The following is a 14,321-nucleotide window of genomic DNA, read 5'->3' as shown; positions in this document are numbered from 1 at the left end:
TTGATTAGATTAGAGTGTTTTGCTTTTTTTATCGGACTTGGAAGTAGTAGGTTATCTCGCTTTCCTTATCTAGTATATCTATTGCATATATAGTTAAAGTATATATAGTACCTGCATTGTTTCCTTCAGCACTAAATGTAAAATCTTCTTGATTTGCAGAAAAAGATACATCTAAAGCATTTACATTATTTTCTGTTTTAGTAGTAATTGGTGTTTGATTTTCTATGCCCCAATTTATTTCATAACTGTCTAATAATAAATCATCTTTTAATCTATTGATTAAACGATAATTAGTTGCTGCTGATATGACCATAGGTCTATTTTGGTCATCACTAAAGGTTCTTTGAAAATCAAAATTACTAGCTAATGTAAAAGCAAGTTCCGAAAAGTTAGGAGGTAGGTTCTCTGCAATAAACAGTTTAATATCTCTTATATCGGATTCGTTTCCTGCTGCATCTATAGCTTTTATTTTTAGACTATAAAACTCTTTTCCTATTCTTGGAGTAGAGCGAAAGCTAAAAACAGGGATATTATCACTAATAGTATAGGATTCTCCACTTATTACTTCTGAAAACAAAGTATCATTAACTATTTCTCCTTCTGTTCTATCTTCTAAGTAGATGATAAGCCTATCTAATGTTCCAAGCCTATCTGTTATTAGTCCCCCAGTAATGAATAGCTCTTGTCCTTGAATAACATTTATACTATCTCCATTTTGAGTTATACTTCCTTTGATATTTGTATCAATACTTTCAATTATTGGAATTTCAGTATCACAATTTATCACAAAAGGTATTTCAATTTCTCTAGTATTGTTTTCGGTATCTGTTGCTGTCAGAATTAAGAAAAATCTTTCATTATTTGGTCTATTAGGAAATATAAGACGAGTATCAAAAACACCATCTAAATTTACTGTATCTCCACTCACATTACTTATAATAGGTCTATCAGAAAAAGATCCATCTACAAAACGAAACCTAGCTGTAATTTTTTGCAAGCCTACATTATCACGAGCTATTCCTAAAAGTGGTACAAGTTCATCTCTACAAACAACATAGTTACCATCAATGAAAGGAATTATATCTGGTAAAAGAACATCTGGAAAACTAGGTGCATCAACATCTTTTCCCACAGAGAAAAAACGGTTAGTAGTAGTTTTATTAGGAGCTTGTCCATTTTTGGTTTTGCGATCAGTTACTGTCAGTGTAAGTTTATATTCTCCTAAAGCAGCTTCAACAGGAATACGCACAAGTTTATATTGACTTAGATTTAACAACCTTGCTTTTATACTATCACTATTTAGTAATATAGTTGTATCTAAAGTACTTATTCCATCTGTTTTTTTTATATCAATACGTACTGTATCTATACCAAAATTATCAGTAAGTATGGCATCTAAAAAAATAGTGTCTGTTATGTTATATTGATTATTTATAGTGAGATTACTAATAGTAGGAGCTAACAAATCTTCAATAGGTACACATCTAGAAAAACCTATTATCAAACTCAAAAAAAAGAGTGATACAATTAAATATTTTTTATAGAATGATTTATGTAAATAAAAATTCATTTTTTTTATAAATTAATGGAGATTACCTTATAACTAGGTGTATAATTAGGATTGTGTAAAATGGACTTCAAAACTAAAAAATGTTTAAAAAATCATTCAAAATTGATTCAGAAATTAATTTTGATGACCTTCAAAGGTACAGTTTTGGGAGTACTTTATAGTCTAACGTTTCTTTTTTTATTAAAAATACAAACAATAAAGGCTATTTTCAAAAAAAAACCACTTATTTTTGATATTCTTTCCTTAAATTGATTTTTGTTAGAGATAAAAAACTGACTTCATCTTTTACCAACTCAAAAAAGATACATGCTTTTTAAAAAAATTATAACTGCTTTTGTCGGACAGACAGACACTCACGATGGAATTGATATACGATTCGGTAGATATTCTGATGCACATAAGACACTAGAAAAATACGATTCTTGGGCAAGATCGACAGGTTTCTTCGAACAAAAAAATTATTTACAAGCCTACCTAGAGTTTTTTAATTATTTATTAGATGATGATGAGAGTAACCTAGATTATGATACTGTACAAATAAACGAAGATGGAAATGTAAGTGATTTTAAGATAGATTTTACACTTCAACAAGGCTCAAAAATAGTTCGTGGATTTGCCAATTCGGAAGAGTTTGTCGGAGAAGTAAAACTTGTACAGGTAAAAGATAATTTACATGTTGCTTTGGGTAGAAGGCTCATGGAAATGAATTATAACCTATTGTATAGTGGATTTTCTTTAGATGAAAATGGTGTTATTTGGATTCGTTTTACTACAAATACAGTAGATAGTTTTGCAGGGAAATTATACAATGGACTTAGAGAAATTGCTACTCGTTCGGATGCTCAAGATGATTTATTATTAAATGAGTTTACAAATCAATTAGAAGCTATTGATGACAAACACATTGAATTTTTGTCAGAAGAACACCAACAAGTAAAGCTGCGTTTTTTGAAAAAATGGATAAAAGAAACACTAGAAGAAGTTAAAAAGTTAAATGCTGAGCGTCTTGCATCAGCTATTTCGTATATGTTATTGACACTTTTGTATCGAATAGATTATTTGCTTACTCCAGAAGGAACAATAACAGCTATTTTGGAAGATATTCATAAAGTAGTTTTTTATGACCAAAACCGTTTGCCTGTTCAAAGAAATGCTTATGCAATCAATCAATTTGAGCAATTATTAGCTCTTTCAGAAGAAGAATTATTACCTAATTTTTATGAAACAAAATCTACCTTCGGAATTGCAAAGCCTATCTACGAACAAGAAATTAAAGAAGTGATAGAAAAGCAAATGCAAGCTGCTGCGTGGTTTGACAAAAATGAGCAACAAGAATTTACTCCTTTTGTATTCGAATACATTGCTGGTTATTGTCTGTTTAATTATGGTTTACCACGTCCAACAAAAGAATTTTTACATCTTTATTTTCAAATTACATATCCTGATTTTTTTGAGGCATTAGGAGCAAAACATACTTTTTCAGAAAAAAAAGACAACGAAATTAGTTTACAGAAAAATTTGATTTCAAAAAGAATTGATTTTATTTTGGAAACTTGGGAAGAAATGTATCCCAATCTAACTGAAAAAACACCAAAACTTTCGTATAAGGATTGTATAAAATTTTCTTTTGATTATTTTTCTTTTGTGAAAGAACTGAAAATGAGCACTTAGGAACAATTATGACTTGTCAAAGCAGCAAAAAATACTACTGGACAAAGTGTTATATTGTTACATCCTTATATTTCTATAAGGTCAAGTTTGTAGAGTGACTATTCAAAATAGACAGTCTGCTCTTTTGAACTGGACTATTTGTTGAAAAATACTAGTAGTATGCTATTTTTGGAGCTTTTTTTAAGTAAGTTGAAAAAAATATCTTTGTATATCTACCAAAGTTAAATTTTTTGTGTTTTTTGTTGGTCATCGCAACGGCAAAAGTCGAGTTGTATAACTCACAGACTTTGTAGTAAAGCGAAATTAGTTTTAGGTCATGCATAAAACCTAAAATAGCTAAACTATTTAGTCTGTTGTTTTATTTTAATTGAAAATCAACTAATTAAAAACAAAACCATTTTTAATTTAACTCCTTATTCACATTAGAAGTTGATAATGTTAAATATGAAGAATACAATGGAATTAGAAACACTCATTAATCATTTCAAGAAGTATTTCCCTTTAGGAAAATCAGATATTGAAGAGCTTCAAAAACGAATTTCTATCAGAAAGATAAAACGAAGACAATATATTTTAGCTGAAGGAGATATTTGCAAACATTATAATTTTGTAGTAAATGGCTGTTTTAAGATGTATAAAGTAGATGAGGCTGCTAAAGAACACAATATATCTTTTGCTATTGAAAATGAATGGATTACAGACATAGGAAGTTTCCATTCCGAAAAACCGTCCAAACTTTATATTGAAGCCATCGAAAAGTCTACTATTATTCAAATTGCTAAAACTGATTTGATTTACTTTTATATCAATCATCCAAAATTTGATAGAAATTTTCGTATTATTCTTGAAAATAATTTTGTTGCTCTTCAAAATCGTTTGCTTCAAACCATCAGCACCACAGCAGAAGAACGTTATCAAACATTTTTAGAAGATAATCCTCATTTGATAAATCGTTTGCCTAATACACAAATAGCTTCTTATATTGGAATTACACCTGAATTTTTGAGTAGAATCAGAAGTCAGCAATTAGAAAAAGATAAATAAAACAGCTTTAAACCTTAAACTATATCAAGACTACTTATTGGAAAAGGTCAAGAGTCAGAACTACGCACATTACCTAATTTTGTGGTATAGATTTATACAAAACCATTCAAAATTAAAGTAATGAAAAAATCAATTCTGTTGTTTGCTGTCTTTATGTTGCCTTTCGTGATGTATGCCAAAACAACTACATTTTCGTATTTCTCAACCCAAAATCCAATAAATAAAATGACAACTCAAACCGTTACTGACACAGAAAAAGAACAAATCAAAAAACTTCTTTTTAGTTATAGAGATGCACTCAATGAATCAAATGTAGAAAAATCTGTTTCACTTTATACAGAAAATGGAGTATTTATGCCTTCAAATGCGCCTACCTCAACAGGCAAAGAGCAAGTAAAAGCAGCTTATCAGTTTGTATTTTCGAATATTAAACTGAGCATTGAGTTTTTTATAGATGAAATAGAAATTGTAGGTCAATATGCGTTTGTACGTTCTACCTCAAAAGGCTCTACACTCATTCACGCTACAGGAGATACTATTCCAGAAGAAAACAGAGAATTATTTGTCCTGAAAAAAGAAAATGGAAACTGGAAGATAGACCGATACATGTTCAATAAAATGAAATAGTTTGTTTTATAAATTAAATCGTTACATTCAAAAATAGTGTAGCGATTTTTTTAGTAAAACTCTACTCTTTTATTTACCTTTTCCTTTCTCAAAAAAACAATCATGAAAGCAGCCGTAACTACAAAAGCAGGAAATCCATCTGTTATCAAAATTCAAGAAAGAAAATTACCTACTCTAAAAGAAAATTGGGTTCTCATAAAAGTAAAATCTTTTGGACTTAACCGTTCAGAGTTGTTTACTCGTCGTGGAGATTCTCCTAATGTTCAACTTCCATGCATACAAGGAATTGAGTGTGTTGGAGTTATTGAAAATAATCCTTCAAATACCTATCAAAAAGGACAACAAGTAGCTGCCATTATGGGTGGAATGGGACGTTTTTTTGATGGAAGTTATGCTGAATATTGTGCTGTTCCTTTAGAAATTATTTTCCCCTTCAAAAGTGATTTAGAGTGGAGTATTTTGGGTGCAATTCCAGAAATGTTTCAGACCGTTTCGGGTTCTTTACATCAAGCCTTAGAAATCAAAAGAGGAGAAATACTACTTATTCGTGGTGGAACATCATCTATTGGAATGTTGGCTTGTCAGTTAGCAAAGTCTATTGGTCTGAGTGTTATTTCCACAACTAGAAACCCTGCAAAAGAAAAAGCACTCAAAGAAAATGGGGCAGATTACGTTATTATTGATAGAGGAATGATAACACAAGAGTTGAAACAGCTATTTCCAAAAGGAGTAAATAAAGTATTGGAACTCGTTGGTGTACAAACTTTAAAAGATTCATTAAAATGTATTGGCTATAAAGGAGTTGTTTGTATGACTGGAATTTTGGGAAATGAATGGACTATGTCAAACTTTACACCTATGGGAGATATTCCTTCTTTAGGACGTTTGACCGTTTATATGGGAGAAGCTCAAAATCTCTCAAAAGATTTATTACAAGATTTCATTGATAAAGTTGCGAAAGGAAATATTCATCTTAATATTGACTCTGTTTTTGAGTTAGAACAAATCGTAGAAGCACATACTCACATGGAAAACAACCTTGCTAAAGGAAAAGTAGTTGTGAGAGTGTGATTTTTTAGATAAAAAAAACAATTTAGGTCTAATTTCCAATTCAATAGTGAGTCCGTTTCTCCAACTATAAAAAAAAGATTCTTTTCAAGTACTTTACTAGAAGCTACATTTACTCTTTCTGTCAAAGCAAGATATACATTTTTGATATACTAAACTTTCATTAGATTCGTATAAACCTACAGGGCATGTTCATAAAAACTTTGTCAGTAGTTTTTGGTAATCCAAAATAACTCTGACAATAGTTTAGGTACAGACGAGCTTATTTTTCCAACTATTGACAGCCTTCTGAAAGGACTGTCAAAGTTAAAAAAATGCTATAACTTATTTGATTAAACATATTCACAAGCTCAATTATTTTTTATGAACATGCCCTGTATAAACCTAGTAGTACAGATATTATTAACTCACTTTTATTAAGTACTTGACTACATTTAGTTTATACTATTTCAATCAAAATTAAGTTGTTGATTATCAAGCAGTTATTTCTATAAGGTTTTCAAAAACCTTATAGAAATAATGCAAACTATTTATGAGCAAGTACTTATCATTCATTATAACATAATCTAATAGTTCTATACTTTTTTGATTGTACTTACTGTATGATTTGATAGCATCTTTTAAATAACATGAACCTTTAGGTTTGTAGTAGATAAAATAGATGTAATTTCTTATCTTGTATGTAAGAATTCATCTAGCAGATAGAGAACCTAATTTTTAAACAACTTCGATAACAAAATACAATAAAATAAATAGTGAGTAAAGTAAAAAAACTATTTTTGAGATAAAATGACTTCTTAGGATTTTATGGTATATTCAATTATTTTATTTTTGGAGAAGTCGTTTTCAGAATGAGATAAAATGACTGAAATTTGGATAAAATGTCTAATTTCATGATTTATTACAAAACGAAATGTATCTCCTAAATTAAATTTCAAAAGGGGAAGCGTTAATGAAACCTTTGTCTTATTCCAATCTACGTATTGTGATTTTACTAGAAGACGTATAAATTCATTTTGGTCTTCAATAAAAGTTTCTAAAACTCCTCTATCTACGCCACTATGAATTGGATTTTTGTCTTTAAAAGTTGTCATTTTATTTATCTGTCCTGCTTTTTTTCCTTTGCTATTTGGTAGCATAGAATTAGCTGAATAATTTCCTAAAAAACCACTTTTGAAAATGTAATCTTGACTTAATTTTGATTTTCCATTATTTGTACTTTTATTTTTATCCATTTTTTCATCAATTCGCTTTTCAATTTCCTGTAAATAAAAATCACTATAACGGTTTAGATGTTCGATACATTCCAAGATTGTCCAACTTTCTGTATTCGGACGAAAATTTAATTCATCATTTGATAAATCTTGTAGTTTATGAGCTTTTTGAATAACCATTTTGATTTCTTCAGTTAGATTTTGAGTGAGTTTTGAGGCTTGCATTTTCATAGAGAAAGAATTTTAAAGTTTTGACTACTAATTATTTACTACAAAAATACAAGCCTTTACTTTTCAAAACATTGATTGAAATCAAGAATTTGTTTTTCTCTAACCACCAACGAACTTAAAAGCATCGTTAAGGTAAAAAGCCTATTTATCTTTTAAGCTCCAAAAGATTAATAAAAACGTCCCTTAAATACCCAAAATCTTTATCTGTAGTAACTAAAGTAGAATAAGAAACGGCAGCAGTTGCAGCTATCCAAATATCATTTTTACTCATATTTCTAGCTGTTATTCCACTCGGAAGAGGGTTTGAAGGCTCTTTTCCTTGGCTATAAACGTCAATATCTGTATATTTTTTGACAATAGCAGGAGTAATATTTATCTCTCCAAACTTAGAAAGTAAGGTTTCTAATTTATCAATTTTACTTTTCCCCATTTTGATTGTCTAGCTAGTGAAAATATTTCGCCTCTACTTACGACAGAAAAAAATACTTGATTTTCTGGATGAGTTAGTTTTAGTTTTTCATTGATAATCTTGCCTTCCTCTCTTTCTCTAGCCAAAAGTAAAAGTATATTTGTGTCTAATAAGTAGCGCATTCTATTTTGTTAATAAGTTCAAAAGGTCTTCTATATCTTCATCACTTTCTATACTACCGATGATATTTTCGTCTATTGGTGGCTGAATATAATTATCAAAATCAAATTCTTTTACATCTTTCATAAAGACTATTTCTTGTTCAATTTGCTTTTCTACTTCGACCAGTGAAAACTCTAATTGTTTTGTATAATCTTCTACTTTAGAAATTATTTTTGATAGATTTTTTGTAAAAGAACGCAAAACCCAAGATACTTTTTGTTCTGATTTATGATTTAAAAGTCCTTTTTTATGCTCTAAAAGAAGTTTTAATTCATTTTTTTTCGATAAATATGCATTATAATTTAATGGCGTAATAATAACTTCTTTCTTTAATTTATTTTTTATAAAAAACATGAAAATATAAAGCATAATCTTACCTATAAACCAAAGTTGAATACCTAACCAAAAACTAGATATTTTTCCTTTTGATTCATACAAAAAATGCTCATACTCTTGAAGTAAATCAGTATATTTTATTACAATTTCATCCGTTGATAATGTACTATCTATATTTTCCATACTTCCCTCCTTTTTTAGTAAAAATCACTATTTCTATCTATACAAATATCGTATTTTATCACCAAAACAAAAAAATACTTACCTAGATTATAAAAAATAATTATATTTGGTTTTATTTACCGAACCACTTAAAAAAATGGCTAATATAAAAGAAATTGACAGCCTTATGAAAGGACTGTCAAAGTTAAAAAAAAGTTTTATAGAAAAAGAATCTAAAACACCTTATCAAATTTCGCCTTAATTTCCTTCAAACAAAGATTTCCGATACTTCCCTCATGCGTGTGATGTACAGTTTTTTCAGGATTAAAGTTTCCTTCCAAAATCTGTTTTCCTAGTTGTTGATAGGCTTCTCTAAAACTCATTCCATTCAACACTAATTTATTGAGTTCTTCAACGCTATACACATAATCATACAACGAATTATCCATAATATTTTCGTGAATAATAATATTTTCTAGCATAAAATGACAAACAATTAGATTTTCTTTTGTTGTTTCGATGGCTTCCATTACACTTCCTTTCAAAAGTTGAAAATCTCTATGATAACCACTTGGTAAATTATTGGTAATCATAATCAGCTCGGCAGGAAGATTTTGAATTTTGTTGCTTTTTCCTCTCAAAAGCTCAAAAACATCAGGATTTTGTTTGTGAGGCATAATACTAGAGCCTGTCGTCAGTTCTTTTGGAAAACTCAAGAACCCAAAGTTTTGACTGTTGTACAAACAAACATCCATTGCAAATTTTGAAAGTGTTCCTGCTAGTGATGCTAAAGCAAAAGCTACCGTTTTTTCTAACTTCCCTCTACTCATTTGTGCAGCAATAACGTTGTAATTGAGCGTTGAAAAGCCTAATAAATCAGTCGTCATTTGTCTATCAATCGGAAAAGAACTTCCATAACCAGCAGCCGAACCGAGTGGGTTTTGGTCAGTAATTTTATAAACAGCATTTAGCAAAATCACATCACTAATCAATGTTTCGGCATACGCACCAAACCACAATCCAAAAGAAGAAGGCATCGCCACCTGTAAATGTGTGTACCCTGGAATTAGAATATCTTTATGTTTTTCACTCAGTTTTAAGAATAAATCAAACAGGTTTTTAGTAAGTTCCTTGATTTCTTTTAGCTCATCTTTTATATACAAATGCAAATCAACAAGAACTTGGTCGTTACGAGAACGAGCTGTATGAATTTTTTTACCTGCTTCACCAATTTTTTGAGTAAGTTGAAATTCTATTTTAGAATGAACATCTTCAAAATTATCTTCAATAATGAAAGTTCCTTCTTCAATTTCTGTTTGAATTTCTTGTAATCCTTTTTCAATATCTTGAAGTTCTTTTTCTGTCAAGATTCCAATTTTGTGTAACATTTTGGCGTGCGCAATATTTCCCAAAACATCATATTTGGCAAGTTTCATATCCAAAACTCTATCATTTCCGACGGTATAAGTTTCGATTAAATTGTTGATTGAATAGCCTTTATCCCAAAGTTTCATAATGTTTTTTTTATAATTATATCGTTGGTGAAGACACCACTAACAGCGAGTTTTTTTTAATTTTACCTATCAAAACCCTAAGGATAGGGTGTTCAAAATTTCAAAAAAAAATCTGCAAAAATGATTCTTTTAATTTGTAGCTTTTTAAAACTGCCGTATTTTGCTGAATATCAACTTTGTACGGTAATTATATTTTGCAAAAATCCTATATTTGTTTTTACCACAAAATAAATAATTAGATTTTATAAAATACACTACAATGATAAAAAAAAGTAGCCAAAAAGATAGTTTCTTTGACAAAAAAAATGAACATGAATTTTCAGCCACTTTTTCAGAATTAGATATTTCTAATGTAGCTGAATCTGATAAACTGCTTTTTGAAAAAATGCAGACTGTATTTTTTCTAGGTCAACTACTTGGTTTGCCCACCTTGAAAAGTATTTTAGTCAAATTTGGTAACACAAGTAGTCAAGCATCCACCAATTACAAAAAGTTTCGTTATTTCTGCTTTTGTGTAATTTATTTTTGTCATTATGAGGATTAGCTGTTTATTCTATTATTTTTATCTAAGACTGTTCAATTATTTGTTAAAATAAACGTTATTTACGGTGTACCGATAGGAGAAAGTTTCAAAATCTAATTACGGAGGAGTATAACATTTCCTCAGAAAGAAGTAAAAAATGGAAAAACAAACATTAGAAATTATAAAAAATTGGCTCATAAAAGCTGATGCCATTGTAATTACAGCAGGAGCAGGAATGGGTGTAGATTCTGGACTAGCAGATTATCGTGGGCAAGATGGAGGACAATGGGGAAAAGTAGAAACAGAAACTGAAAAAACTGTTTTCGAAACTGTCAATCCTGCTGCATTTTTAGAAAATCCTGCTTATAGTTGGGATTTATTTGGAAAACGAATGGAAGAGTATGAAAATACTGAGCCTCATCAAGGATTTTACATTCTAAAAAAATGGGTTTCAACATTTGATTTAGATTATTTTATAATTACTTCAAATATCGATTCTCATTTTCAAAAAGCAGGTTTTGAGGAAGAAAAAATAAGAGAATTACATGGTTCATTGGCTTATTTTCAAAGCAGTAACAACAAACTTTCTGATAAAATTTGGAAAACAGAACTCACAGGAAAACAAATTCAATTAGGTATTTTTGATAATCGATTTCCAATGTGTCCTCATTCAAGAGTTATGGCTCGTCCGAATGTCTATATGTTTAGAGATGATACATTTGTAAATACTCGCACCAAGGCACAAGAAAAAAACTTTCAGAAATTCTTAGATAAAAATAAAGGAAAAAATATTGTTGTTTTTGAGATTGGTTCAGGTCCTCATGTGCAGGCTGTTCGGATGAAAACACGCTTTTTAAAGAGTAATTATGATGCAAAAATTGTGCGTATCAACCCAAAAGATTTCAAAATAAAACCTCCTCATATCGGAATTGATAAAGGTGCTTTGGCTGCTCTGAATGAAATTGATATTTATTTGGGGAATGGAAATTAGGAGTTAAGAAAATGGAAATACACCGATATTTTTGAGATTAGATAATAATGAAAGTGCTGTTGATTTCTTCTATCAACTTTTCCAAACTTTCCACTTGTTTCACACCAAATCTCTGACACACAATATCGATATTTCCTTTTCTCCAATAACCTGTCGGACAACAAACAATGACATTTTTATTCCTTGCAAAAAGTCCTAATTCCAACAAACTAATAGGAGCTTTTGAAGTAGGCGCAAAATAAAAAACAATCAAATCAGCCATTTCTAACGCATCTAATTCCCAAGTTACTTGCTCATTGAAATGCTTGTTTTCGATGGTTTGTTCCCAAGAACTATCCCAGTCTTTTCTGCGTGGGTTGAGAAAACAAAGAGCTTCATTTTCTTTGAAAGAATCAATAATTTCTTGTTGCCAATCAATGGCATTTCCCATGTCGATACTTCCTGCTAGGAAAATACTTTTTTGGTCTTGGGAAAGTTGAATTTCTTGAGGTGGGTAGAAAGTAGGCATTTTGTATTAGAATTTATCAGTTAAAAATTCTTTATCTGTGATTTTATCGTACCATTCTTTACGAATTTCTTTACTTTTTATATCATTATTGATTCGTTTCAAAAACTCTTTAAAGTCCTTATTCATTCTTGTTAGTTTATCCATCATTTCCCAATCTAAAATATCTCTAGTTTGAGCAGGAAAAATAATTTCACTACTATCTGGATCTTGAATATCCAATTTTATAACTCCAATTCCAAAAGAAGTAGAAAGACGTTTGAGTTCACTACTAAATTCCTCATCTGAATCTATTTCTGCTGCAACCAAATAACTTTCATTTGCCCAAGAAGAATTCGAAACTGTTTGAAAAAATACTTCTCTAAGGTTTGTGAAGGTAATTTTTCGTTTTAACTCAAAAGAGTATAATTTGAAAGCTGGGTTTCCTGTTGTATTGCTAAACTCTGTTAGTTCACTTTGCCAATCTTCTATTGAAAAGTGGCAACCTACCATATCAGGGTGTATCCATTCGCCATATTCTTTTTTTTGTAGAAGCTGAATGATTAATCGTTTTGGTATAAGTACGCAAATAATAAAAGGCATAATAAGCCAAAACTGCGTGCAATTCTTTTTCTAAATAGGTTACTTTTTCTAGCTTTTTGAGCTGCTTGGTTTCTTTTTCTATTTCTTTTATTTCTTGTTGTTCTGCCTCTTCTACTCGTTTTTCTACATTATCAAAAGATTTTAGAAAGAATTTTTTAGGGCGAGCGTCCGTAGAAGACATATTACTTTGAGGATTATCTCTAACATAAGTATAAAGTCTTGCTCCTAAAGTTGCTGAAGGAGTTTTTCCCAAACTACCCAATATTTTATCATATCCTTTTTCTACTCCAAAAGTCCAAATATCATTTGCTTTCATTGGAGTTTGAGTTTCTTGTAATACTTTTTCTGCTAATTCTAGAAAAGTCATGTTGTGTAAATTGTTAGTTTTTTGTTTTAATGATAATATTCTACATTATTTTTGAATAAAACAAGAAATGCAAGTATTTCTAACAAATTATTTATTTAAAATAAGCTTTATAGCTTCAAACTTCTTTTCAGAATTAACAACTCTGACTATATAAACCCCATTTTTTAAATTATATAAATCTTTAGAAATTTTATTTCCTGTATAACTTTCCTTTAAAACTAAAGTACCCATAGCATCAAATATTTGTATTTCATAGTTATCGTTTTTTTCAAAATTTATATTCAGTTGTCCTAAAGATGGATTTGGATAAAAAGACGAAATTAATTTTGCTTCTTCAAAACTCAACTCTTCTACTGGAAGTCCATATTCTCCCAAAGGAGCTATTACAATTGGATAAAAATTCATTGTAATTTTATCTTCTTTTGCTTTGTTGATAACATCTATCATAGAATAATTGCTCAATGGTTTTTCTAAAGGAGGAGCATCTCCAATCAATACAATCATTCTTTTACTCGTTGATTTCCAAAAATTTTCTTTTGTAGTTTCAAAAAAACCATCATAAACAGATTCAGGATAATCAGCACCTGCTGTTACTCTGATTCCATTGATAAATTTTCTTGCAGATTCTAGTTCAGTATCAAAGTTTTTAAAAGAATACCATTTGATGCCATCGGCATTTTTATCACCATACAAACCAATTCCAATTCTCACATTCTCATATTTTTTTATTGAGGTAATTATTCTATTTAATCCCTTTTTAATATTTGTAATATCATCTTGCATACTACCTGTTTTATCTATCAAAAACAGAATATCAGCATTATCAACAGCATGTTTTTCAATTATATACTTTATTTCATTTGTAATAAGCATTGAATTAACAAGTACTTTTAGTTCTCCATTTGTTTCTTTAGCTAATTCAAGAAATTTATAGGTAGTAGTGGAATCAATAATATCTTTATTAAACAATGGTGGTATATAAACACTCACTTTATTCATTGAGTCAAGCACAACCATTATTGAATCATTCATCTCTTTTTTCATTTTTAAAATCTCATCTTCTGTTAGGCTTCTTTCTTGTCCTATATTACAAGATGTAACAGCTACCAATAAAAAAAAACTGATAAATAGTTTATAGACACTCTGTATTGAAGTTTCTCTAATATTTCTTTACTAAATTTTGATAGATTCATTTGATTTTTTAGATTAAGTTGGTAGTATACAAATATAACACTTATGAACTAATTAGAACATTTTATAATTCTATTCCTATAACTAACAATTT

16 protein-coding genes are annotated in these 14,321 nt (G+C 29.5%); 6 read left to right on the top strand and 10 right to left on the bottom strand.

What is annotated here, in order from left to right; translation table 11 throughout:
• Window positions 1–28: 28 nt before the first annotated feature.
• Window positions 29–1,570, bottom strand: a complete 1,542-nt coding sequence (locus ACE193_RS23815; RefSeq protein ID WP_375560683.1) for an Ig-like domain repeat protein — start codon at window positions 1,568–1,570, stop codon at window positions 29–31.
• A 306-nt stretch (window positions 1,571–1,876) separates the two neighbouring features.
• Between ACE193_RS23815 and ACE193_RS23810 the strand changes: the two genes are divergently transcribed.
• The 4 genes from ACE193_RS23810 (at window position 1,877) to ACE193_RS23795 (ending at window position 5,983) form a co-directional block, all read left to right on the top strand.
• The gene (locus tag ACE193_RS23810) at window positions 1,877–3,241 is read left to right on the top strand and encodes a hypothetical protein (protein ID WP_375560682.1); all 1,365 of its coding nucleotides are present in this window, start codon (window positions 1,877–1,879) and stop codon (window positions 3,239–3,241) included.
• Window positions 3,242–3,685: 444 nt separating this feature from the next.
• Window positions 3,686–4,285: a Crp/Fnr family transcriptional regulator gene (locus ACE193_RS23805; protein ID WP_375560681.1), complete on the top strand. Its 600-nt coding sequence runs from the start codon at window positions 3,686–3,688 to the stop codon at window positions 4,283–4,285.
• Window positions 4,286–4,405: 120 nt separating this feature from the next.
• Window positions 4,406–4,912: a YybH family protein gene (locus ACE193_RS23800; protein WP_375560680.1), complete on the top strand. Its 507-nt coding sequence runs from the start codon at window positions 4,406–4,408 to the stop codon at window positions 4,910–4,912.
• Between the two features lie 102 nt (window positions 4,913–5,014).
• Complete coding sequence (locus ACE193_RS23795) at window positions 5,015–5,983, top strand: zinc-binding dehydrogenase (RefSeq protein ID WP_375560679.1); 969 nt, start codon at window positions 5,015–5,017, stop codon at window positions 5,981–5,983.
• A gap of 794 nt (window positions 5,984–6,777) precedes the next feature.
• Here ACE193_RS23795 and ACE193_RS23790 read toward each other — a convergent pair.
• From ACE193_RS23790 to argH, 5 genes are all read right to left on the bottom strand, one after another.
• Window positions 6,778–7,425: a DinB family protein gene (locus ACE193_RS23790; RefSeq protein ID WP_375560678.1), complete on the bottom strand. Its 648-nt coding sequence runs from the start codon at window positions 7,423–7,425 to the stop codon at window positions 6,778–6,780.
• Window positions 7,426–7,570: 145 nt separating this feature from the next.
• A complete protein-coding gene (locus ACE193_RS23785) occupies window positions 7,571–7,855 on the bottom strand; it encodes a hypothetical protein (protein WP_375560677.1) in 285 nt (94 codons plus the stop codon).
• The gene (locus ACE193_RS23780; RefSeq protein WP_375560676.1) at window positions 7,828–8,016 is read right to left on the bottom strand and encodes a hypothetical protein; all 189 of its coding nucleotides are present in this window, start codon (window positions 8,014–8,016) and stop codon (window positions 7,828–7,830) included. Before ACE193_RS23780 ends, ACE193_RS23785 begins: the two co-directional genes overlap by 28 nt.
• 1 nt (window position 8,017) lies before the next feature.
• A complete protein-coding gene (locus ACE193_RS23775) occupies window positions 8,018–8,575 on the bottom strand; it encodes a hypothetical protein (RefSeq protein WP_375560675.1) in 558 nt (185 codons plus the stop codon).
• A gap of 212 nt (window positions 8,576–8,787) precedes the next feature.
• Window positions 8,788–10,068, bottom strand: a complete 1,281-nt coding sequence (argH, locus tag ACE193_RS23770) for an argininosuccinate lyase (RefSeq protein WP_375560674.1) — start codon at window positions 10,066–10,068, stop codon at window positions 8,788–8,790.
• A 259-nt stretch (window positions 10,069–10,327) separates the two neighbouring features.
• Between argH and ACE193_RS23765 the strand changes: the two genes are divergently transcribed.
• Together ACE193_RS23765 and ACE193_RS23760 are read left to right on the top strand one after the other, a co-directional pair.
• Window positions 10,328–10,612 carry a hypothetical protein gene (locus ACE193_RS23765; RefSeq protein ID WP_375560673.1) on the top strand — a complete coding sequence of 95 codons (285 nt, stop codon included), beginning with the start codon at window positions 10,328–10,330 and terminating at the stop codon, window positions 10,610–10,612.
• A 136-nt stretch (window positions 10,613–10,748) separates the two neighbouring features.
• A complete protein-coding gene (locus ACE193_RS23760) occupies window positions 10,749–11,582 on the top strand; it encodes an NAD-dependent deacetylase (RefSeq protein ID WP_375560672.1) in 834 nt (277 codons plus the stop codon).
• 37 nt (window positions 11,583–11,619) lie between these two features.
• Here ACE193_RS23760 and ACE193_RS23755 read toward each other — a convergent pair whose 3' ends face one another.
• The 4 genes from ACE193_RS23755 to ACE193_RS23740 form a co-directional block, all read right to left on the bottom strand.
• Window positions 11,620–12,090, bottom strand: coding sequence for a nucleoside 2-deoxyribosyltransferase domain-containing protein (locus ACE193_RS23755; protein ID WP_375560671.1), 471 nt, complete (start codon window positions 12,088–12,090; stop codon window positions 11,620–11,622).
• Between the two features lie 6 nt (window positions 12,091–12,096).
• Entirely contained in the window at window positions 12,097–12,669 is a 573-nt protein-coding gene (locus ACE193_RS23750) for a hypothetical protein (protein WP_375560670.1), read from the bottom strand.
• The gene (locus ACE193_RS23745; protein ID WP_375560669.1) at window positions 12,581–13,036 is read right to left on the bottom strand and encodes an HTH domain-containing protein; all 456 of its coding nucleotides are present in this window, start codon (window positions 13,034–13,036) and stop codon (window positions 12,581–12,583) included. The genes ACE193_RS23750 and ACE193_RS23745 overlap by 89 nt, the downstream gene beginning before the upstream one ends.
• Window positions 13,037–13,123: 87 nt before the next feature.
• Window positions 13,124–14,146 (bottom strand): T9SS type A sorting domain-containing protein, encoded by a 1,023-nt coding sequence (locus tag ACE193_RS23740; protein ID WP_375560668.1) that lies wholly within the window; start codon window positions 14,144–14,146, stop codon window positions 13,124–13,126.
• Window positions 14,147–14,321 lie beyond the last annotated feature (175 nt).

Source organism: Bernardetia aquimarina, assembly GCF_042180575.1.
Lineage (GTDB): Bacteria > Bacteroidota > Bacteroidia > Cytophagales > Bernardetiaceae > Bernardetia.
This window is presented reverse-complemented; position numbering and strand designations above follow the sequence as displayed.